18 protein-coding genes are annotated in these 19,653 nt (G+C 71.9%); 11 read left to right on the top strand and 7 right to left on the bottom strand.

The features are described from left to right. Positions 1-43: 43 nt before the first annotated feature. From FAF44_RS31025 to FAF44_RS31035, 3 genes are read left to right on the top strand one after another with little or no spacing between them, the layout of a single operon-like run. Complete coding sequence (locus FAF44_RS31025; protein WP_237106858.1) at positions 44-559, top strand: GNAT family N-acetyltransferase; 516 nt, start codon at positions 44-46, stop codon at positions 557-559. Continuing rightward, positions 556-1,152 (top strand): TetR/AcrR family transcriptional regulator, encoded by a 597-nt coding sequence (locus FAF44_RS31030; protein ID WP_237106859.1) that lies wholly within the window; start codon positions 556-558, stop codon positions 1,150-1,152. Before FAF44_RS31025 ends, FAF44_RS31030 begins: the two co-directional genes overlap by 4 nt. 54 nt (positions 1,153-1,206) lie before the next feature. Further along, positions 1,207-2,175: an NAD(P)-dependent oxidoreductase gene (locus FAF44_RS31035; RefSeq protein ID WP_237106860.1), complete on the top strand. Its 969-nt coding sequence runs from the start codon at positions 1,207-1,209 to the stop codon at positions 2,173-2,175. A 13-nt stretch (positions 2,176-2,188) separates the two neighbouring features. Here FAF44_RS31035 and FAF44_RS31040 read toward each other — a convergent pair whose 3' ends face one another. Beyond that, the gene (locus FAF44_RS31040; RefSeq protein ID WP_237106861.1) at positions 2,189-2,491 is read right to left on the bottom strand and encodes a hypothetical protein; all 303 of its coding nucleotides are present in this window, start codon (positions 2,489-2,491) and stop codon (positions 2,189-2,191) included. Between the two features lie 145 nt (positions 2,492-2,636). Here FAF44_RS31040 and FAF44_RS31045 point away from each other — a divergent pair, with 145 nt between their 5' ends. Next, positions 2,637-4,049 carry a class I SAM-dependent methyltransferase gene (locus tag FAF44_RS31045; protein ID WP_237106862.1) on the top strand — a complete coding sequence of 471 codons (1,413 nt, stop codon included), beginning with the start codon at positions 2,637-2,639 and terminating at the stop codon, positions 4,047-4,049. A 273-nt stretch (positions 4,050-4,322) separates the two neighbouring features. Here the strand turns inward: FAF44_RS31045 and FAF44_RS31050 are convergent, their stop codons facing one another. The 3 genes from FAF44_RS31050 to FAF44_RS31060 all read right to left on the bottom strand — a co-directional run bounded on the left by FAF44_RS31050 (position 4,323) and on the right by FAF44_RS31060 (position 9,678). After that, entirely contained in the window at positions 4,323-7,334 is a 3,012-nt protein-coding gene (locus FAF44_RS31050) for a BTAD domain-containing putative transcriptional regulator (RefSeq protein ID WP_272895256.1), read from the bottom strand. A gap of 259 nt (positions 7,335-7,593) precedes the next feature. Next, a complete protein-coding gene (locus tag FAF44_RS31055; RefSeq protein ID WP_237106864.1) occupies positions 7,594-8,238 on the bottom strand; it encodes a GNAT family N-acetyltransferase in 645 nt (214 codons plus the stop codon). A 153-nt stretch (positions 8,239-8,391) separates the two neighbouring features. Next, positions 8,392-9,678, bottom strand: a complete 1,287-nt coding sequence (locus tag FAF44_RS31060) for a pyridoxal phosphate-dependent aminotransferase (RefSeq protein ID WP_237106865.1) — start codon at positions 9,676-9,678, stop codon at positions 8,392-8,394. A gap of 79 nt (positions 9,679-9,757) precedes the next feature. On the opposite strand from FAF44_RS31060, the gene FAF44_RS31065 reads away from it, so the two are divergent. From FAF44_RS31065 to FAF44_RS31075, 3 genes are read left to right on the top strand one after another with little or no spacing between them, the layout of a single operon-like run. Then, positions 9,758-10,777, top strand: a complete 1,020-nt coding sequence (locus FAF44_RS31065; protein ID WP_237106866.1) for a LysR family transcriptional regulator — start codon at positions 9,758-9,760, stop codon at positions 10,775-10,777. 20 nt (positions 10,778-10,797) lie between these two features. Next, complete coding sequence (locus FAF44_RS31070) at positions 10,798-11,469, top strand: ribonuclease HII (RefSeq protein WP_237106867.1); 672 nt, start codon at positions 10,798-10,800, stop codon at positions 11,467-11,469. 60 nt (positions 11,470-11,529) lie between these two features. Then, positions 11,530-12,498, top strand: coding sequence for an LLM class flavin-dependent oxidoreductase (locus FAF44_RS31075; RefSeq protein WP_237106868.1), 969 nt, complete (start codon positions 11,530-11,532; stop codon positions 12,496-12,498). 41 nt (positions 12,499-12,539) lie between these two features. Here the strand turns inward: FAF44_RS31075 and FAF44_RS31080 are convergent, their stop codons facing one another. From FAF44_RS31080 to FAF44_RS31090, 3 genes are all read right to left on the bottom strand, one after another. Continuing rightward, positions 12,540-12,926 (bottom strand): SCO5389 family protein, encoded by a 387-nt coding sequence (locus tag FAF44_RS31080; protein ID WP_237106869.1) that lies wholly within the window; start codon positions 12,924-12,926, stop codon positions 12,540-12,542. Between the two features lie 123 nt (positions 12,927-13,049). Then, a complete protein-coding gene (locus FAF44_RS31085; RefSeq protein WP_237106870.1) occupies positions 13,050-13,979 on the bottom strand; it encodes an ATP-binding protein in 930 nt (309 codons plus the stop codon). A gap of 121 nt (positions 13,980-14,100) precedes the next feature. After that, the gene (locus tag FAF44_RS31090; protein WP_237106871.1) at positions 14,101-15,477 is read right to left on the bottom strand and encodes an LCP family protein; all 1,377 of its coding nucleotides are present in this window, start codon (positions 15,475-15,477) and stop codon (positions 14,101-14,103) included. A gap of 127 nt (positions 15,478-15,604) precedes the next feature. Here FAF44_RS31090 and FAF44_RS31095 point away from each other — a divergent pair, with 127 nt between their 5' ends. From FAF44_RS31095 to FAF44_RS31110, 4 genes are all read left to right on the top strand, one after another. Further along, complete coding sequence (locus tag FAF44_RS31095; RefSeq protein ID WP_237106872.1) at positions 15,605-16,381, top strand: class I SAM-dependent methyltransferase; 777 nt, start codon at positions 15,605-15,607, stop codon at positions 16,379-16,381. A gap of 40 nt (positions 16,382-16,421) precedes the next feature. Then, positions 16,422-17,858, top strand: a complete 1,437-nt coding sequence (locus FAF44_RS31100) for an MFS transporter (protein WP_237106873.1) — start codon at positions 16,422-16,424, stop codon at positions 17,856-17,858. Positions 17,859-17,923: 65 nt separating this feature from the next. After that, positions 17,924-18,424, top strand: a complete 501-nt coding sequence (locus FAF44_RS31105) for a flavoprotein (protein WP_237106874.1) — start codon at positions 17,924-17,926, stop codon at positions 18,422-18,424. A gap of 73 nt (positions 18,425-18,497) precedes the next feature. Further along, positions 18,498-19,430 carry a serine hydrolase gene (locus FAF44_RS31110; protein ID WP_237106875.1) on the top strand — a complete coding sequence of 311 codons (933 nt, stop codon included), beginning with the start codon at positions 18,498-18,500 and terminating at the stop codon, positions 19,428-19,430. Positions 19,431-19,653: the final 223 nt, after the last annotated feature.

Consider the following 19,653-nt stretch of genomic DNA (forward strand, 5'->3'; position numbering starts at 1 on the left):
GAGTTCAATTGACAGACTCAGCAGCCACGGGCAGGCTGGGTCTATGCATAGAACCCAGATGCGCCCGGTGTGCCAGGACGACGAGGAGCGGATCAGACGCTTCCTGGCGGGCTTATCGCTGCACACGCAGACCCTGAGGTTCTTCACCGGCGTCTCCAACCCCACTCCGAGCCTCGTCCGGGCCCTGCTGTCCCTGGACGAGCGGCGCGACGCGCTCGTCGCGACCACGGAGTGCGGCGAGATCGCCGGCCACGCCATGAGCTTCCGGGGCGACGACACCGACGTGGAGATCGCCGTGGTCGTGGCGGACGCCTGGCAGGGACGCGGCCTGGGCCCCAAGCTGGTGGACGCGCTGCTGGTGCGGGCGGTCGTGCGCGGGGCCAGGACCGTGGGCATGGACGTCCTGGGCGAGAACCGGCGCGCGCTCAGGCTCGTCCGGCGGTTCTGGCCGGACGCCAGAATGAAGGTGGTTTCCGGTTGCGTGGAGGTGACCGCTACGATCGATCAGTCCGGCCTATTTGCGGAACAAGGTTCTGGTGCCACACCATTGACAGTGTGAAGAGTGTCAAGAACGGACGCGACGGCCGCACCCGCATCATCGAGGGAGCCCTCCGCCGTTTCAGCCAGGACGGCGTATCCGCCACCACCCTGGCCAGCCTGCGTGAGGAAAGCGGCGTCAGCGTCGGCAGCTTCTACCATCACTTCGCCAGCAAAGAGCACGTCTTCGGCGTGCTGTACGGCGAGATCCTCGATGCCTACCAGGCCGCCTTCCTCGCCGAGCTGGTCCGTCACGAGGACGCCCGCGACGGCATCGAGGCCATCGTCGCCTTCCACATGCGGTGGGCCGGCGAGCACCCCGAGCGGGCCCGGCTGCTGATCAGCGAGCGCCCGCCGCGCAAGAACGAGCCGGGCGGCGCCGACGTGGCGGAGTCGAGGCGCGCGTTCTTCCGGCAGGTCACCGACTGGTGGCGGCCCCACATGAAGAACGGCCTGCTCCAGCCCGTCCACGCGACCATGTGCTACGTGTTGTGGCTCGGCCCGGCGCAGGAGATGTGCCGGTTGTGGTTCGCCGGCGCGCACACGCCCACCGAGGACGAGATCAAGGGGCTGGGCGAGGCGGCCTGGCAGAGCCTGCGCCAGCGGGTCGAGTGAGTCCTGCGCGGGGAGCGATGATCCGAGTACTGTCTGTGGTGTTATTGTCCAAATGTGAGACGACCTCGGGCGCTGGTACTGCCCGCCTTGCCGGAGAGCGCGCTCGCCCGCCTGGGTGAGATCACCGACCTGACCGAGGCGACCGCACGACCGAGCCTCGGCTTCGGCGACGAGCAACTGGCCGACCTGGTCATCGAGACCGGCGCCACCGTGCTCATCACCGAGGGCGACCAGGTCCGCACGTCGGTGCTCGGGCTGCACCTGGACGTCGTGGCCAGCATGGGGCCGCCCGCGAGCGTGGACCTGGCGCTGGCCGCCGAGCGGGGCGTGCCCGTCCTGCACGCGGGGGAGCGCGACTCGGAGGCGGTCGCCGAACTGACGATCGCGCTGCTGTTCGCGGTGAGCAGGAACATCGTCAGCGCCGACCGCGAGGTACGGAGGGGGCGCGTCTACCAGGGCCCCGTCCACCAGAGCGGGGTGGCGCCGGCGCAGCGCCACCGTGGCCGCCGGCTGACCGGCCGGACGTTCGGCATCGTCGGCCTGGGCCGGGTCGGCAGGGCCCTGCGCTGGCGCTGCGAGGGGCTGGGCATGCGGGTGATCGCCTGCGACCCGTTCGTGGCCGAGGCCACCCACACGCTGCCCGCGCTGCTGGCGGAGGCCGACGTGGTCTCCCTGCACCTGCCGCTCACCGAGGACACGCGGGGGCTGTTCGGCCACACCGAGTTCGGCGCGATGCGGCCGGGGGCGATCTTCCTCAACACCTCGCGCGGAGGGCTGCACGACCTGCGGGCGCTGGTGGACGCGCTGCGCTGGGGCCAGGTGGGCGGCGCCGGGCTCGACCACTTCGAAGGCGAGTGGCTCGACCGGGCCCACCCCCTGACCCGGCTGCCGAACGTGGTGCTCACACCCCGGCTGGGCGAGGCCACCGGCGAGAGCCGGGAGGAACTGGCGGAGACGCTGGTGGAGGACATCGCGCGGCTGCTGCGCGGCGAGCGGCCCGCGCACGCGTACGCGCCCGCGTGAGCCACGGGTGACGTCAGGCGGGCTGGCGCAGCCGGGTTGGAACGTGCCAGCTCGCGTGCTCGAGCGAGATGTCCAGCCGCAGGTCACCGCGGTGCCTGCGCAGGCCGGGCACCCGCAGCCGGTCGTGCACGTCGAACCGGCCCCGGCACGGGTAGCCGAAGCCCAGTTCGCCCGGCAGCACCCGCAGGTCGTCGCGGTTGCCGCAGCGGGGGCACGTCCAGGAGACCAGGTCCATGCCGCGGTGGTAGTCGGAGCAGGCGCTGAAGTACTCGTCGGGTCCGAACCGGGACTCGCAGGCCAGGCAGGGGATCAGCATGGGTCCGCTCCCTCGGGCGGGACGTTTCGACACGCATACAGATACCGCGCACCACTTGTCCGCCGCTTGCAGAATGCTTAGGTGCCTAAGTAACAGTATGAGCACTGTCGGTATCAGATCATGCGAAGGAGCCGGTGGTGGAAGGATGGTGCACGTGGAACGACTGCGCCATCACCTCCTCGAGACCGGATACTCGATCGACGGCGTACGCGAGCGCCTGGGCGACACGGCCGCCTCGGCCCTGGCCCGCGAGGAGCTGACCCCGGCCCTGCGCGCGACCGCGGACGGCGATCCGCTCGGCACGCTGATCAGGCTGTGGTGGCTCGGCGTTCCGGTCCCCGCCAAGGGCCTGGCGCCGGAGGTGCTCGGATCGGGGCTGGTCACGGCCGACGGCGACCAGGTCACCGCCACCGTGCACCTGCAGCCGTGGGAGACCGGCGGCTACCTCGTCTCCGACAGGAAGGTGCGACCCGGCGACCCCGCGCTGCGGCCCGACCACGTGGTGGGGGCCGGCGGCGCCTCGGCCAACCTGGCCCAGCTCGTCACCCGCCGCCCGGCGGGGCGCGCGCTCGACCTGGGCACCGGGTGCGGGGTGCAGGTGCTGCACCTGGCCGGACGGGCCGACGAGATCGTGGCCACCGACCTCAACCCGCGCGCCCTGGAGCTGGCCCGGCTGAGCTGGGAGCTGTCCGGGGTGGCGGGCGTCGATGCGCGGGCGGGCTCGATGTTCGAGCCGGTCGAGGGCGAGCGGTTCGACCTGGTCGTGAGCAACCCGCCGTTCGTGCTCGCCCCGGCGCGGGAGGGCAGGCTCACCTACCGCGAGTCGGGCCGCGAGGGCGACGACTTCTGCCGCGACCTCGTACGCGGCACGCCCCGCCACCTCAACCCCGGCGGTCAGGCCCACTTCCTGGCCAACTGGCTGCACGTCGAGGGCGAGGACTGGCGCGACCGGGTGGGCGGCTGGCTGCGCGAGACCGGTTGCGACGCCTGGGTGGTGCAGCGCGACGTCCAGAACCCCGCCGAGTACGTCGAGCTGTGGCTCAAGGACGCCGCCGAGCAGGGCACGCCGGCCTACGCCGAGCACTACGACCGCTGGCTGAGCTGGTTCGACGAGCGGCGGGTCGAGGGCGTCGGGTTCGGCTGGATCACGATGCGCAACTCCGGCACGCTCGACCCGGTCGTACGCGTCGAGCACCTCGCCCACCAGGTGTCGCTGCCGGTCGGCGACTACGTCGACGCGGTCATCGACGCCGTCACGGCCGCGCACCGGGCCCAGGCGCTCGACACCGCGCTGCTGCGCACCGCCGACGGCCTGCTCGACGAGCGCATCGGCCTGCCGGGCGCGGAGGACCCGATCCGCATCGTGCTGCGCCAGACGAAGGGGCTGCGGCGCAGCAGGGAGGTCGGCACGGTCGAGGCCGCGCTGGCCGGCGTGTGCGACGGCGAGCTGGCGCTCGGACCGCTGCTCAACGTGATCGCCGAGCTGGTCGGCGACGGTGAGATCCCCGACGCCGACGCGGTCAGGCCGTTGATCGCGGAGGGTTACTTCCTGCTTTAATCGGCCGTTGATTCGACGTCAACCTCGCGGGTGGAGGCTCTTGGCCGAGACACGGGCCTGGGGGGTTCGAGGGCCGTGTCAGGTCCGGCCGGTCGTCTGAGTGAGGCGGCAGGCCGTTGCGCGGAGCATCCGGATGACCGGGCCCCCTAGCGACGCGCGACGGCCAGGATGACCGGCCGGGCTGAACACATCCGATCACGAGGAGATCGTGTCACCCTAAGGACAGCCTTGATCAACCATGTGTGGATGACACGTCTGGACGACGAGCTGTACTCAGGACTCGACGACGGGCCCGTCGGTGACGACGCTGTCGAGCAGGACCTTGAGATCCCCGGCCTCGGGTGCGCCGAGCCTGGAGAAGATGTCGAAGGCCAGCCGTAGGCAGTCGAGGCTGCGCGTGGTGTTGCCGAGACCGCGCAACGCCTTGCCGAGCACGGTGAGCGAGAGCGCCTCGCCGTACGGGTGGCCGATCTCGCGGGAGACCACGAGCGCCTGCTCGGCGTGGCGGACGGCGTCGGGGTAGCGCTCGGCGGCGATGAGCGTCTCGGCCAGCCGGGAGCACACCCGCTGCTCCCAGACCCGCTGCCGGCTGGCGCGGAAGAAGGCCAGGCACTCGGCGTGGTGGTGGACGGCCTCGGTGAGCCGGCCGACCCTGCTGAGCACGATGCCGAGGTGGTAGCGGGCGCGGGCGGTGCCGGCGCCGCTGCCGATCTCGGTGAAGATGGCCAGGCCCTTCTCCGCCGCCGCGATCGCGTCCTCGGGGCGGCCGAGTCCGAGGTGGTCGCGGGCCGAGTAGCTGAGGACCAGCGCCTCACCGGCCGGGACGCCGTTGTCGCGGTACCAGCGCATGGCGGCCTCGAAGAACGCCAGCGCCTCGGTGTGGCGGCGCTGGCGGCCGACGACGACGGCCAGGGCGTTCAGCACCTCGCCGGTGACGATCTTCTCGCCCCGGGCGTCCGACAGCTCGTGCACGATCCTGAACTGCTGCTCGGCCTCCTTGAGCTGGTTGCCCGCGAACAGCACCCGGCCCAGCACGTAGCGGGCGCGCAGCTCGCCGCCCTGGTCGCCGAGGCTCTGGGCGGTGGCCAGCGCGGCTCTGGTGCTGTGGTCGAACTCGCGGGTGTGCGTGCCCGACTCCAGCAGCGGTTCCATCGCCACCAGCAGGTCGGCGGCGGGCAGGAGCTGTTCGGCGGCGCGGGCCGCCGTGGCGGCCTGGTTGATGGCCGCGAACAGCGAGTCGCCCTCCGCGATCAGCCAGGCGACGGCCTCGTCCACGCTGGTGAAGGCCCGTCCGCTGCCGACCACCACGAGGTTGGCGGGGATCATGCTGCCCTCGTAGGCCAGCTTGTGCGCGGACTGGGCCGAGGCCAGGTAGAAGCCGAGCAGCCGGCGCAGCGCCATCGACCGGGCCTGGGGCCGCTCGCTCTTGTCGAGTGTCCGGCGGGCGAACAGCTTGAGCAGGTCGTGGAAGCGGTAGCGGCCGGGTGCGGGGGCCTCCAGCAGGCTGGCGTCGACCAGCGACTCCAGCACCTCCTCCGCCTCGAACCCGCTCATCGACAGCACGGCCGCGGCGGCTCCCGTGGAGATGTCGGGGCCGTTGGGCAGGGACAGCAGGCGGAAGGCGCGGGCCTGGACGGGGGTGAGCTGCCCGTACCCGAGCGCGAACGTGGCCTCCACGGCGAGGTTGCCGACCCGCAGCTCGTCGAGGCGGCGCTGCTCGTCGGCCAGTCTGGGCACGAGGGAGGCGACCGTCCAGGAGGGGCGGGCGGCCAGCCTGGCGGCCACGATCCGCACCGCCAGCGGCAGGAAACCGCACGCCGCGACCACGTCCATGGCCGCGCCGTGCTCGGCCGCGACGCGCTCGGCGCCCGCCACCGTGGCGAACAGCGACAGCGCCTCGTCCGGCTCCATCACGTCGAGGTCGACGAGCCTGGCGGACGGCAGGTCGGCCAGCTTGACCCGGCTCGTGACGATGGCCGCGCACCCGGGGCTGCCCGGCAGCAGCGGGCTGACCTGCTCGGCGTCGCGGGCGTTGTCGAGCAGCACCAGGATGCGGCGCTCGGCCAGGATGGAGCGGTACAGGGCCGAGCGTTCGGCCGCCCCGTCGGGGATGACGTCGGGCGGCACGCCGAGCGCGCGCAGGAAGCCGCCGAGCGCCGACTCGGGGGCGGTGGCCTCGTCGGTGTAGCCGCGCAGGTCGGCGTAGAGCTGGCCGTCGGGGAAGACGTCGTCCACCAGGTGTGCGACGTGCACGGCCAGCGTGGTCTTGCCGACGCCGCCGATGCCGGAGATCGCCACCAGCGGCACGCCCTCGGACGACAGCGTGGCCGACTGGGCCGACAGGAGGGTGCGCAGCCGTACCGCGATCTCCTTGCGGCCGGTGAAGTCGCTGACGGCGGCCGGGAGCTGGGCCGGGCGCGGCAGCTCCAGCGCGGGCTGCTCCTCCTCCGCGGGGCGCTCCGCGTCGCCGGGCGCGTCGGCGTTCTCCTTCGCCGGGGCGGCGAGCGTGGGGTCGGCGGCGAGGATGCGCTGGTGCAGGGCGGACAGCTCCGGTCCGGGCTCGATGCCCAGCTCGTCGATGAGTGCGTCGCGCGTGTCGGTGAACACGTTGAGCGCGTCGCCCTGTCGTCCGCAGCGGTAGAGGGCCAGCATGAGCTGGGCGCGCAGGCGCTCGCGCAGGGGGTGGTCGGCGGTGAGCGCGATCAGCTCGGAGACGATCCTGGCGTGCTCGCCGAGTTCGAGGTCGACGTCCATGAGCGTCTCGATGACGCTGATGCGCCGCTCGACCAGGCGGTCGCGCTGGTGCTCGGAGTAGGGCCCGACGGCGCCGGCCAGCGGCTCGCCCTCGAACAGGGCCAGCGCGGCCCGCAGCGCCATGGCGGTCTCGGTGAGCCGGCCGTTCTTGCGCGCGCTGTCGGCCTGCCGGATGCCGCGTTCGAAGCGGGTCAGGTCGAGCGCGTCGTCCGGCAGGCGCAGCGCGTAGCCGCGGCCGATCGAGGTGAGCAGCTCGGGACGGGAACGAGCGGGCCGGTCGGGTTCGAGCACGGTACGCAGCCTGGAGATGTACGTGCGCAGCGCGCCCAGGGCCCGCGGCGGCGCGTCCTCTCCCCATACCGCGTCGATCATCTCGTTCGGGGTGACCGCGTGGCCCTCCCGTAGGAGCAACATGCCGAGAATGGAACGTTGTAGGGGGGTGCCCAGGTCGAGTTCCCGGCCATCACACCACGCGCGGACAGGACCGAGCACGGCGAACCGCAGCCCGCTCTCAACGCTCTGACCAGCCATGCTGTCTATCTCCAAGCCCAATGGAACGATTTGGTACCAAATGATAGATCCATCGTTGCTCGTCACCTAGATACAGGTGGATCGTTCATCCGAGCGTTGACCCGCCGTCAATCCGGTGTTGAGTCCGTCCCCGGACGCTGATGGTCGGCCGCTCGTGACGCGCATCGCGGGGGCGTGTGTCAGGTAGAGCGCGGCGAGGCGGGAAAAAATACCGGCCCCGCCCTGTGAGTTTCGGGCGGGGCCGTCGGTGGACGGGTTCTCAGGCTGCCTCGACCAGCGCGAGCCTCATGAGCAGCCGCTCGCGGACGAGCGGCCATTCAGAGTTCAGGATCGAGTAGAACGCGGTATCTCGGACCGTGTTGTCGGCGCCTCGGCTATCCGCTCGCCGCACCCCGTCGAAGTGTGCGCCGAGTGCCTCGATGGCGGCCCGGGATCGGGTGTTGCGTACGTCTGCCTTCAGTGTGATGCGGTGGACGTCCCAGGTCTCGAAGGCGTGGGAGAGCAGCAGGAACTTGCTCTCCCGGTTGGCACCCGTGCCCTGGGCGCAGGCGCCCAGCCAGGTGTAACCGATGTCGGCCACGGACGGAACGTCGCCCACCGCACCGCGTGTACCCGGCGGCCAGGGCATCGGGCCCTGCCAGTACTCCAGGTGCATGAGACGGGTGGCACCGACCACGCGGTCGGTGTTCAGCCACCGGATGGCGAAGGGCAGCGTGCGGCCCTCCGCCTGCTCAGCCAGAGCGGCCTCCACGTAGGAGACCATCTCGTCCCGGCCATTCGGGACGCGAGTGAAGGTGTAGGTGGAGCGGTCTTCACTCGCCGCGGTGACGAGGTCATCGACCACCGCGAGGCTGAGAGGTTCCAGGCGCACGAGGCGCCCGGACAAGGTGACAAGAGCGGGCATGAGCACATGATGGGGGCTACGTGACGCGCACGTAACCAGGCCGCGCGGTGCAACTTTCCGCCGGTTTTGCCACTGCGGAGTTTTCCCAGGTCAGAGGCCCCTTTTGGGGGACGGTAAACCCGCTCTTGGGGAAAGATTCGCCTAACCGTGACCCTAGCCGTGGCAGGTCGCGGGCACGAGCGCGGGATGCGGTTGCGGCACCGAACCGTGGCGGATCAGCGACAGCTCCTGAAGGCCCGTCGAGAGATGGCGGAGATTGTCCGCGATCCACGGGAGCTGGAGCGGATCGGGGCTGTTCAGCGCGGTCAGGCGCTCTTCGGCGCTCTCGCCGTAGAGCAGGCTCACCGCGACGCGTACCCGGGCGGCCGAGGGGTCGTCGCCGAAGGCGTGCCCCGGCAGGACGCCGATGCCGTGCTCCTCCAGCAGGAGCTTGGTGATCTCGGCGGAGCCGCCGAGCCGCAGGTGGCTGAGGTCGGGATAGAGGTAGAAGCCGCCCTGGGGCACGGGGACCCGCGCTCCGGCCGCGACGAACCGCTCGTGCACCGCCCGTGCGACCGTGCCGTGCAGCCGGCGGCTGAGCGCGATGCGCTCGGTCAGCTCGGACGGGTCGCCGAAGGCGTAGGTCGCGGCCTCCTGCACCGGCGCCGCGGGCGCGGACCAGATCTCGCTGGCCACGGCGAGCAGGCTGCCGCGCAGCAGGTGGCCGTTCTCCGGCAGCCGGGCCACGCCGATCCGCCAGCCGCCCAGCGCGAGGCTCTTGCTCAGCCCGGTGGTGATGATCGTGCGCTCGGGAGCGAGTTCGGCCGGAGAGGTGTACGGCAGGGCCGGGTCGTGCACGAGGTCGCGGTAGATCTCGTCGGAGATGATCGTCAGGTCGAGGTCGCGGGCCACCTGCGCGAGGCGGGCCACGGTCGCCGGCGAGGCGAGCCGTCCGGTCGGGTTGTCCGGCAGCGTGACCAGGACCGAGCTGACGGTCCTGCCCTGCGCCCTGGCGCGGCGCACCTCGGCGGCCACCAGGTCGGGGTCGGGCACTCCGCCCTCTCCTGGTGGTGCGGGCACCAGGATGGGACGCGAGCCGACGAGGTCGGCCTGCGCGGCGTAGCTGACCCAACTGGGCATGGGCAGGACGATGTCTCCGCCGATCGCCAGGAGCAGGCCGTACAGCAGCGACTTGCTGCCGGGGCCGCTGACGACCAGTTCGGGGTCGGTGGGCAGCCCCCGTCGTGTCCAGTAGCCCGCCGCCGCGGCCCGAAGCCCGGACGCCCCCGCGACCGGCCCGTAGCCGTTGTGCTCGGAGGCGGCGGCCAGCCTGTCGCGCAGCGCCGGGTGGACGGGCAGACCGGCCTCACCGAAGGCCAGGTGCAGCACTCGCTCCCCGGCGCGTCGTCTTCGCTCGATGTCCTCGTTCGCCGCCAGAGTGGCAGACAGGGTTACGGTCATGTTTGTCACGTTCCCAGGGTGGTTGGATGAAGGCATCAGCACAAGCGAGGCTTTTTGTGGGTAGGCATAAGGAAGTCTGATGCTCGAATTGCGGCGTTTGGTCCTGATCTGCGAATTTGCCAGGAAGGGAAGTATCGCTGCGACGGCGGAGTCACTCGGTTACAGCCCGTCGGCGGTCTCCCAGCAGCTCGTCGCGCTCGAACGCGAGACCGGCACCGCCCTGATCGACCGGACGGCGCGCAGCGCCGAGCTGACCGACGCGGGCCGCAGGCTGGTCGTCCACGCCGAGCGCATCCTGTCAATGGTGGAGGAGGCGGAGTCCGACCTGTCCGCGCACGCGGGCACGCCCTCGGGGCGGGTCGTGGTGACCGCCTTCCCGACGGCGGCGGTGGCCTTCGCGCCCGCGCTCGCGCGCTCGCTGCGCCGCCACACCGAGCTGACCCTCCGGCTCGGCCAGAGCAGGTCCGGCCGGGGCATGCGCGAGGTCCAGTCGGGCGAGGTGGACATCGCCCTCGTGGACGACTGGTACGGCCGCGCCCGCGACAGCGAGAGCCTGCGCGTCTTCCCGCTGCTGCACGACCCGCTGGTGCTGGTGGTGCCGCGCAAGCACCGCCTGGCCGACCCCGAGGTGCCGTTCGTCCTGCGGGAGCTGCGGGACGAGCCGTGGATGGCCACCCCCGACGGCGAGCCCTCCCGGCTCGCGGTGGACCGGCTGCTGGTGGACGTGGGCGGCACCCGCCCGACGCCGTGGGAGTTCGAAGGGCTCGGAACCATCCTGTCGCTGGTCGCCAAGGGCATCGGCATCGCCGCCGTGCCCGCGCTCGCGCTCGCCGCGGGCGTACGCGGGCTGGCTGTGCGGCAGTTCCCCGGCAACCCCGTCGGACGGGACGTGTACGCCGTGGCGCGCCGCTCCAGCGTGCACCGGCCGTCGGTGTCGGTGACGCTGCGGGCCATCCACGTGGCCGCCCGCTACATCGCGGCCGACCTCGAACCCGTACGCCCCGCCGAACGGGTGCGCCACGACCCGCCGGCCGGGGACGACCTGCTGCGCGATCCGGCCCGTCCGGCGAACGACGTGGGCCGCTCGTTCGGGGAGTGAACGCGATACCGTTCGCGCTTATGGCGCCCACGTACGACATCGAGCAGCTCCTGCTCTCCCAGCCCAGCATCCGCACCGTCGCGGGGGTGGACGAGGTGGGCCGCGGCGCGTGGGCCGGGCCCGTCACGGTGTGCGCGGTCGTCACCGACCTGTCCGAGCCGCCCGCCGGGCTCACCGACTCCAAGCAGGTCTCCGCGGCCAGGCGCGGACCGCTGGCCGCCGAGCTGGCCGGCTGGGCCGCCGGCGTCGGCCACGGCGAGGCCGATCACGAGGAGATCGACGCGCTCGGCATGACGGAGGCGCTGCGCAGGGCCGCGCGCAGGGCGCTGGAGTCGCTGCCGGTGCGTCCCGACGCGGTGATCCTCGACGGCAAGCACGACTACATCGGCGCGCCCTGGCCGGTCCGGCTGGAGGTCAAGGGCGACGCGGCGAGCATCTCGGTGGCCGCCGCCTCGGTGCTGGCCAAGGTGCGGCGCGACGCGTACATGGCGACGATCGGCTGCGACGAGTACGGCTTCGCCGAGAACGCCGGCTACCCGTCGCCGCAGCACCAGGAGGCCCTGGCCCGGCTCGGGCCGACCGCGCACCACCGGCTCTCGTGGTCCTACCTCGACGACCTGCCCCGGTGGCGGCACCTCAAGCGGCACCGGGACCCGCTGGCGGGCGAGGGGCAGGCGAGCCTGTTCGCCTGACGGGTCAACGATTGCGCATGACGCCCGCGGCGGCGGCCGGGATCGGCCATCATTCGGGGCATGCGGATCGGGATCTTCGTCGTGGCCGGGCTGTTCCCGGGGCAGGAGCCTGGGCGGGTGCTCGCCGACGCCGTCGAGTGGATCGTCGCGGCCGAGGAGGCGGGCTTCGACGACGCGTGGATCGCCGAGCACCACTTCATGTCGTACGGGGTGTGCCCGTCGGCCCAGACCCTGGCCGCGGTCGCGATCGGCAGGACCACCCGCATCGGGCTGGGCACGGCCGTGAGCGTGCTGTCCACCCAGCATCCCGTGGCGCTCGCCGAGCAGGCCGCGATGTTGCACCACCTGTCCGGCGGGCGGTTCACGCTGGGCGTGGGCAGGGGCGGGCCCTGGGTGGACCTGGAGGTGTTCGGCACGGGGCTCGACCGCTACGAGAGCGGCTTCGCCGAATCGCTCGACCTGCTGCTCGACGCCCTGTCAGGCGGATCCGTGGCCGCCGACGGGCGGTTCTTCCGGTTCAGGGAGGTGGCGATGGTGCCGCCGGCGCGGCTGCGTCCGGTGGTCGCGTGCACCTCGGAGGCGACCGTGCGGCTGGCCGCCGCCCGTGACCTGCCCATGCTGCTGGGCCTGCACATCGGCGACGCGGACAAGGCCGCCCTGGTCAAGGGGTACGGGCCGGCGGGGGCCGGGCACGTGGCGGCCGGGCTGGCGTACGTGGCCGACTCGACGGCCGGGGCGGCGCGCGAGCTCAGGGCCGCGATGCCGGCCTGGCTGGGCCCCGGGCTGGCCGGCTACCTGCCGCTGGACGACCGGCCGCGCCGGATCCGCGACGCCGGCGAGTACGTGGACCTGCTGACGCGGATCCATCCGGTCGGCTCGGCCGCGCACTGCGCCGAGACGCTGCTGCGCACCGCCGAGAGCACCGGCATCGAGCGCTTCATCCTGCTCGTCGAGGGGCTGGGGGAGCACGAGCGGACCCTGGAGAACATCAGGAGGTTCGGGGCCGAGGTGCTGCCGCTGCTGCGCTGACCCGGTGGGCCGGGGGTGCTCCCGGCCCACCGGACGGAGGCTCAGCAGTCGACGAGCTCCGGTTTCTGGTTGAGGATCTGGGCCCGCGGGGTGACGAAGTCGGCCAGGGCCTTCGTGGCCGTCGGGTCGAAGACGGCGACCCGGTGGCAGTTCTGGAAGGCCAGGCGCACCCCGTAGTGGCGCTCCAGCGCACCACGCATGGAGTCGCTCGCCAGGCACCGCAGGAGCTGGCCGCGGGCCTCCTCGGACGGCGGCGGCACCTCGTTGTCGGCGAACTCGGCCCCGGTGTGCTCACGCTGCTTGACCAGCTCGCTGATCAGCGACCACGCGTAGGGCAGTGAGTCGCGGACGCAGGCGAGGAACGCCTCGTCGTCCACCTCTCCGGCTCTGGCCTGGTCGAGCAGATCGTTCGGAACGGTCAGCGACATGCTGTCTCCTCTCGAAGGGGGATCAAATGCGACGCTAGGTCACCGAAGGGACGCGCTCCAGAGTCCTTCCGGGGACAGTCGTGTGTTCTTGGAACGCCCCGGTTCGCGGGGCGGGAGGGCCGGTCAGGGGCCGTAGACGAAGCCGGGGTCCACCTGTCCGGCGAGGTCGGCGCCGGTGCGCTCGTTGGCCCACGCGCGGGCGTTGCGCAGGTGGAACTCGACGGTCTGGCGGCCGAAGCGGGCCCAGTCCTTCTCCTGCTCGTCGAGCGTCTTGCGGAGCAACGCCAGGGCGTCGGCGTTGGCGGGTTCGAGGTCGTCGAGGGTGAAGTGGCGGCCCTGCTCCATGGCGCGCACGGCCGCCGAGTGCTCCATCCAGGTCAGCAGGTCGTCGCCGACGTGCTCGCGCAGGAAGTCGACGTCGGGCTCGCCGTGCACCTTGTTGCCGATCACGGCGAGGGCGACGTCGTACCTGGCGGCGTACTCGCGGTACTGCTTGTAGACGCTGACGCCCTGCCGGGTGGGCTCGGCCACCAGGAACGTCAGATCGAAGCGGGTGAACAGGCCCGAGGCGAAGGAGTCGGCGCCGGCGGTCATGTCCACCACGACGTACTCGCCGTGGCCGTCGATCAGGTGGTTGAGCAGCAGCTCCACCGCGCCGACCTTCGAGTGGTAGCAGGCCACGCCCAGGTCGTCCTCGCTGAACGGGCCGGTGGCGAGCAGGTGGAGGCCGTCGGGGGTGGTCAGGCCGAAGGGGTCGGCGGCGAGGTCCTCGAAGCGGAGGAGTGTGGAGCCGCGGCCGGGCGGGGTGGTCTTGACCATGACGTCGGCGGAGGGGATGCGCGGGTTGGCGCCGCGCAGCCGGTCCTTGATCTCGGTGAGATGGGCGCCGAGGGGCTCCGGCTGCCCGTCCAGGCCGAGTACGAGGGCCAGATGCTGGTTGATGTCGGCGTCCATGGCGACCACGGGGGCGCCCTGGGCCGCGAGGTGTCTGGCGAACAGGGCCGACATCGTCGTCTTGCCGCTGCCGCCCTTTCCGACGAACGCCACTCTCACTGCTTGCTCCAGATGAGGATGAAAATCGTTTCCGTTCGGACGCACACCATCATGCCACAGCCCGGCGCGCGTGAGTGGCGGTTCTCCCACGTCCGCCGGACCGTCCGGCGGACGTGGCGGGTCAGGAGCAGGTGGCGTCGAGGCTGACCGGGGCGTCGGCGGTGGGGGCCGAGGACGGGTGGCGCGGCGCTGCCGTCTTCTTCCCCGAGTGCTCCTCCAGGGCTTCGCCGACCTTGCGCCGCATCAGGTACCAGTCGGGATAGGCGGTGTTGATGAGCGGGGGGACGAAGTTGAGGCTGTGGATCTTGGCGTCCTTGACCTTGTCCGACAGGGCGATCACCGCGGGCAGCAGGTCCTGGGGGAGATCGGTGGAGATGGCCCGCTTGGTGGCGGCGGCGAGACGTTCGAAGCTGTTCAGCACGGTCATCGGGTCCGCCTGCTTGGCCACGGCGTTGAGCAGGCACTTCTGCCGGCCCATGCGGACGTAGTCGTCGCTGTCGGTGCGGGAGCGGCCGTACCAGAGGGCCTCCTCGCCGGACAGCTTGCGGGTGCCGGCCGCGAGGAGTCCCTCGCGGTAGCGGCCGTACACGATGGGCTCCCTGATGGTGACCCGCACGCCGCCCATCGCGTCCACGATCTCCGCGAAGCCCTTCATGTCCACCATCGCGTAGTAGTTCACGGGGATGCCGAGCATGTCGGCGATGGTTTGCTTAAGGAGGATCGGTCCACGCTTGCCCTTCTGTACACCGGGAACCATCTCTGGGTGATCCTCGGCGAACTGGAAGACCTCGTTCAGCAGCCCCGGCGTGTCCGGGCCGCTGCCGGTGAAGCCGTACGGGAACTGGGCCCTGGCCGGGCCGTCGGGCAGGCGTACCTGCTGGAGGTTGCGCGGCAGACCGAACAGGACGGTGTCGCCGGACACGACGTCGACGCTGGCCACCGTCATGCTGTCGGTACGCACCCCCGGCCGGTTCGGCGCGGAGTCGCCGCCGACGAGCAGGAAGTTCACCCGTTCCGCACCGTTCCACGGGTCCTGGGCGAGGACGGGGGTGGCGGTGTCGCTGGGCGCGAACAGCGTGTTCACGACGTCACGCGACAGGTACGCCAGCCGCGCGGCGTAGGCCGTCGGCCCCAGGACGAGCGCGCACAGCGCGATGGTCAGGGTGGTGCTCAGGAAACGGCCGAAGGTGTCGCCGGCGACCGGGCGCACCAGGAGGAACGACCAGACGATCACCCCGGTCCAGCAGAGCGCGATCGCCACCAGCGCGACCGTCAGCCAGGTGAGCCAGCGCGGCTGCACGGCCAGCGACAGCAGGTGGGTGCTGAAGGCGGTGAAGACGGTCAGCACGGTGGCCAGCACCAGGACGTACAGGGCCATGAGAGCCAGCCCCGTCCTGCTGCGGCCGGCGGCCAGATGCGCGACACCCCACAAGGCGGCGGAGGCGAGCGTGAGCGCGAGGCTCGCCGCCAGGCCAAATCGCCGATTTACTCCCGTCATGCCTGGTCAAACCCCCATTGTGTGCCCATTCAAGCCACCGTAGTCAGGCGTTGTGCGTGTCAGCCGGGGCGAATGGGAAGGGTTCGGTCAAATAGCGGTCAAGACCAGCTTGAGATGTGACGTGAAGGTGAGCAAGCGACACGGCAGCTACGGATTCGACGCCCCCTGGGCACTGCTCGGTCTCGTCCTGGGCGCGGTGGCGCTGCTGGGCCTGGCCGCGGTCTCGTTCGCGCTCGGCATCGTCGCGGCGGGGCTCGCGTTCCTGGGCGGCGCGCTCTACACGCTGGCCAGCGCGGCGAGTTACGTGTACACGACGCGGCGCGGCAGGTTCGCGGTCTGGGCGCAGGAGCTCGCGCGGCTGCGCGGTGACGAGCGGCTGCTCGACCTGGGCTGCGGCACCGGAGCGGTGCTGCTGCTCGCGGCCGAGCGGCTGGACCTGGGCAGGGCGACCGGCGTCGACCGGTGGCGGGCGCAGCACCAGCCCGGCGACTCCGAGCCGGTGGCCAGGGCGAACGCCGTCGCGGAGGGTGTCTCGGAGCGGGTGGAGCTGGTCGCCGGAGACCTGCGTGACCTGCCGTTCGGGGACGAGGCGTTCGACGTGGTGGTGTCGAGCCAGGCCGTCCACAAGATTCCCGAGGCCGAGGGGCGGGACAAGGCGGTGAGCGAGGCGTACCGGGTGTTGCGGCCCGGCGGGCTCATGCTGATCGCCGACTTCCAGCACACCCCCGACTACGAGGAGACGCTGCGCGGGCTCGGCGTGGTGGACGTGCGGCGGCGCGACGCCGGCTGGCGGTTCTGGTACGGCGGCCCCTGGTCCGGCACGGGCATCCTGGAGGCGCGCAAGCCCGGCGGGGGCAGCGCGGTGGCCGGGGCGGGTACGGAGGCGGTCAAGCCCGCCGGGTAGCAGGCTTTGCCGGTCGCCCGCCGGGTATCCGAACAAGCCTATGAGCGACGTGGAAACCGGCACCGTCACCACCAAGGTGCCCGCGCGGCTGGACCGGCTGCCCTGGTCCCGCTGGCACTGGATGATCGTCATCGGTCTCGGCACGGTCTGGATCCTCGACGGGCTCGAGGTGACCATCGTCGGCAACCTGTCGGCGCAGCTCGCCAAGCCCGGCAGCGGCCTGGAGATCACGCAGGCGCAGGTCGCGGGCACGGCCGCCGCGCTCTACGTGGCGGGGGCCTGCTCGGGCGCGTTGTTCTTCGGCTGGCTGACCGACCGGTTCGGCCGGAAGAAGCTGTTCCTCATCACGCTGGTCGTGTACCTGGTGGCGACGCTGCTGACCGCGTTCTCGTTCAGCGCGTGGTGGTTCTTCCTGTTCAGGTTCGTGACGGGGTTCGGCATCGGCGGCGAGTACGCGGCCATCAACTCCGCCATCGACGAGCTCATCCCGAGCCGGCACCGGGGGCGCATCGACATCATCATCAACGGCAGTTACTGGCTCGGCGCGGCCGGGGGCGCGCTGCTGACCGTGCCGCTGCTGAACGACCTGCCGGTCAACATCGGCTGGCGGCTCGCGTTCGGGCTGGGCGTGGTGCTGGGCCTGGCCATCCTCCTCGTCCGCCGGCACGTGCCGGAGAGCCCGCGCTGGCTGTTCATCCACGGCCGGGACCGCGAGGCCGAGCGGCTCGTGGACGACATCGAGCACCGGATCGGCAAGGACGACCTGACGGAGCCCAAGCAGTCGATCACCATCCACCAGCGCAAGTCGATCGGGTTCGTCCGGATCGCGCACACGATGGTGGCCCTGTATCCGAAGCGGACGGTCCTGGGCCTGTCACTCTTCGTCGGGCAGGCGTTCCTCTACAACGCGATCACCTTCGGATACGCGCAGATCCTGTCCACGTTCTACGGGATCGACACGCACACGGGCTACTACTTCGCGGTCATCGCGGTCGGGAACTTCCTCGGCCCGCTGCTGCTCGGCCACCTCTTCGACACCGTGGGCCGGGTGCCGATGATCTCGGCCACGTACATCGGCTCGGGGGTGCTGCTGCTGGGCACGGCCTGGCTGTTCGACCAGGGCGTGCTCACCGCGGTCACGCTGACCGCGTGCTGGTCGGCGGTGCTGTTCGTGGCCTCGGCCGGAGCCAGTTCGGCCTATCTGACCGTGAGCGAGATCTTCCCGATGGAGACGAGGGCGATGGCCATCGCGTTCTTCTTCGCGGTCGGCACGGCGGCCGGCGGCATCGCGGGTCCGCTCGTGTTCTCCTCGCTGGTGCAGAGCGGGGTGCCGAGGGACACGGCGCTCGCGTTCGGCATCGGCGGCGTCGTGATGATCGCGGCCGGGCTGGTCGAGGTGTTCCTCGGGGTCAAGGCCGAGCGCCGGGGGCTGGAGGACATCGCGGCGCCGCTGTCCACGGCGGAGGCCGGCACGTGACGTACCCGAGCGCCTGCCGGGATCCTTGACGTCAAGGAGTCGTGACCCCCGGGAGGGTGCATCGCGTGAGCGGATCATCGGGAGAGGTGCTCTACCTCGTCGTCTGCGCCGCGGAGGCGGCGGCGCGGGCCGGCCGGCTCGTCACGCTGGCCCAGGACGCGGGCTGGGTCGTGCAGGTCGTGGCGACGCCGTCGGCGCTGGACTTCATCGACGTGGCCGGGCTGGAGCAACAGACCGGGCGGCCCGTGCGCAGCCGGTACCGCAAGCCGCACGAGCCGAAGCCGCCCCGGGCCGACGCCGTGATCGTGGCGCCGGCGACGTACAACACGGTCAACAAGTTCGCCCAGGGGATCGCGGACACGTACGCGCTCGGGGTGCTCGCGGAGGCTCCCGGGCTGGGCGTCCCCGTGGTGGTGGTGCCGTTCGTGAACGAGGCGCTGGCCGGGCGTACGCCGTTCCGGCGCAGTGTCGAGGACCTGCGTGCCGACGGTGTGCGGGTCGTGCTCGACCCCGGCGCCGATCCGTGGGCTCGGGCGCTGGCGGAGCTGGGCGTCAGGCCGTGCTGAGGCCGGCCCGGCTGCCGTCGTGTGTGGCTCTGTGCCAGGATGTGCCGACTTCGGATGGAGGAACATCGTGGGAATGGCGGAGCGGGTCGACGACGTCGTACGCGCGGGGCGGGCGCCGTACCTGCACGGGCTCGTGGTGCTGCGCGGCGGGCGGGTCGTGCTCGAACGGTACGGCGCCGGCCCCGACCACGCGCTGGACGTCCCCCTGGGGCACGTGGACTTCGACCGGGACACGTTGCACGACCTCAGGTCCGTGTCCAAGAGCGTGGTGGGTCTCGTGTACGGCATCGCGCTGCGCGAGGGCCTGGTGCCCGAGCCGGGGGCGTCGCTGACCGGGCAGTTCCCCGAGTACGAGCTGCCCGGCAAGGAGCACCTCACCATCGGGCACGCCCTGACCATGACCCTCGGGATCGAGTGGGACGAGCAGCTCCCCTACACCGATCCGGCCAACAGCGAGATCGCGATGGAGCTCGCGCCCGACCGGCACCGGTACGTGCTGGAGCGCCCGATCGTCGAGGAGGCGGGCACGCGGTGGCACTACTGCGGCGGCGCCACCGCGCTGGTCGGGGAGATCATCGCGCGGGGAGCCGGGCGGTCCCTGGCCGAGTACGCCGCGGCCAGGCTGTTCGAGCCGCTGGGCATGCCCGCCCACGAGTGGTCCATGGGGGACGACGGCGCGACGCGGGCGGCGTCCGGGCTGCGGCTGCGGCCGATCGACCTGGCCGCGATCGGGCAGCTCGTCCTCGACGGCGGGCGGGACGTCGTGCCCGGCCGGTGGCTGGCGGAGGTGCTGCGGCCCCGGGTCGTGACCGACAGCGGGGCCGGGTACGGCTACCAGTGGTATCTCACCGGCGGCGGGCGCGGCTGGGCCGAGGGCGTCGGGAACGGCGGGCAGCGGCTGGTCGTCGCGCCGGACGAGGACCTGGTCGTGGTGGTGACGGCGGGCGAGTACGACGGCGGGCTCGGCAGCTCGCAGGCCGTGCTGGACGCGGTGCTCGACCAGTAGCGCCGTTCGTGGCGCGCGGACCGGCTTGCGGCGCGGACCGGCTCGCGGCGCGGGCCGGCTTGCGGCGCGGGCCGGCCTTGAGCGGACCGCGTAGCGGCCTTGAGCGGACCCGGGGCCGGTCGGGGCCGCGCTCGCGGTGCCGGGGCTGTGGCCGGTCGGGGCGTGGTTCGTGGCGTCGGGGCTGTGGCCGGTCGGGGGCTGTTCGTGGTGTCAGGGTTGCGGG

Source organism: Nonomuraea sp. MG754425 (genome assembly GCF_021699195.1).
Taxonomy (GTDB): domain Bacteria; phylum Actinomycetota; class Actinomycetes; order Streptosporangiales; family Streptosporangiaceae; genus Nonomuraea.

What these genes read in the sequence shown, in the direction of transcription:
- FAF44_RS31070 (WP_237106867.1), top strand. Translation starts at nt 10,798, where the DNA reads ATGGCGCCCACGTACGACATCGAGCAGCTCCTGCTCTCCCAGCCCAGC.
- FAF44_RS31080 (WP_237106869.1), bottom strand. Translation starts at nt 12,926, where the DNA reads ATGTCGCTGACCGTTCCGAACGATCTGCTCGACCAGGCCAGAGCCGGA.
- FAF44_RS31065 (WP_237106866.1), top strand. Translation starts at nt 9,758, where the DNA reads ATGCTCGAATTGCGGCGTTTGGTCCTGATCTGCGAATTTGCCAGGAAG.
- FAF44_RS31060 (WP_237106865.1), bottom strand. Translation starts at nt 9,678, where the DNA reads ATGACCGTAACCCTGTCTGCCACTCTGGCGGCGAACGAGGACATCGAG.
- FAF44_RS31055 (WP_237106864.1), bottom strand. Translation starts at nt 8,238, where the DNA reads ATGCCCGCTCTTGTCACCTTGTCCGGGCGCCTCGTGCGCCTGGAACCT.
- FAF44_RS31110 (WP_237106875.1), top strand. Translation starts at nt 18,498, where the DNA reads ATGGCGGAGCGGGTCGACGACGTCGTACGCGCGGGGCGGGCGCCGTAC.
- FAF44_RS31090 (WP_237106871.1), bottom strand. Translation starts at nt 15,477, where the DNA reads ATGACGGGAGTAAATCGGCGATTTGGCCTGGCGGCGAGCCTCGCGCTC.
- FAF44_RS31040 (WP_237106861.1), bottom strand. Translation starts at nt 2,491, where the DNA reads ATGCTGATCCCCTGCCTGGCCTGCGAGTCCCGGTTCGGACCCGACGAG.
- FAF44_RS31025 (WP_237106858.1), top strand. Translation starts at nt 44, where the DNA reads ATGCATAGAACCCAGATGCGCCCGGTGTGCCAGGACGACGAGGAGCGG.
- FAF44_RS31075 (WP_237106868.1), top strand. Translation starts at nt 11,530, where the DNA reads ATGCGGATCGGGATCTTCGTCGTGGCCGGGCTGTTCCCGGGGCAGGAG.
- FAF44_RS31045 (WP_237106862.1), top strand. Translation starts at nt 2,637, where the DNA reads ATGGTGCACGTGGAACGACTGCGCCATCACCTCCTCGAGACCGGATAC.
- FAF44_RS31100 (WP_237106873.1), top strand. Translation starts at nt 16,422, where the DNA reads ATGAGCGACGTGGAAACCGGCACCGTCACCACCAAGGTGCCCGCGCGG.
- FAF44_RS31050 (WP_272895256.1), bottom strand. Translation starts at nt 7,334, where the DNA reads ATGGCTGGTCAGAGCGTTGAGAGCGGGCTGCGGTTCGCCGTGCTCGGT.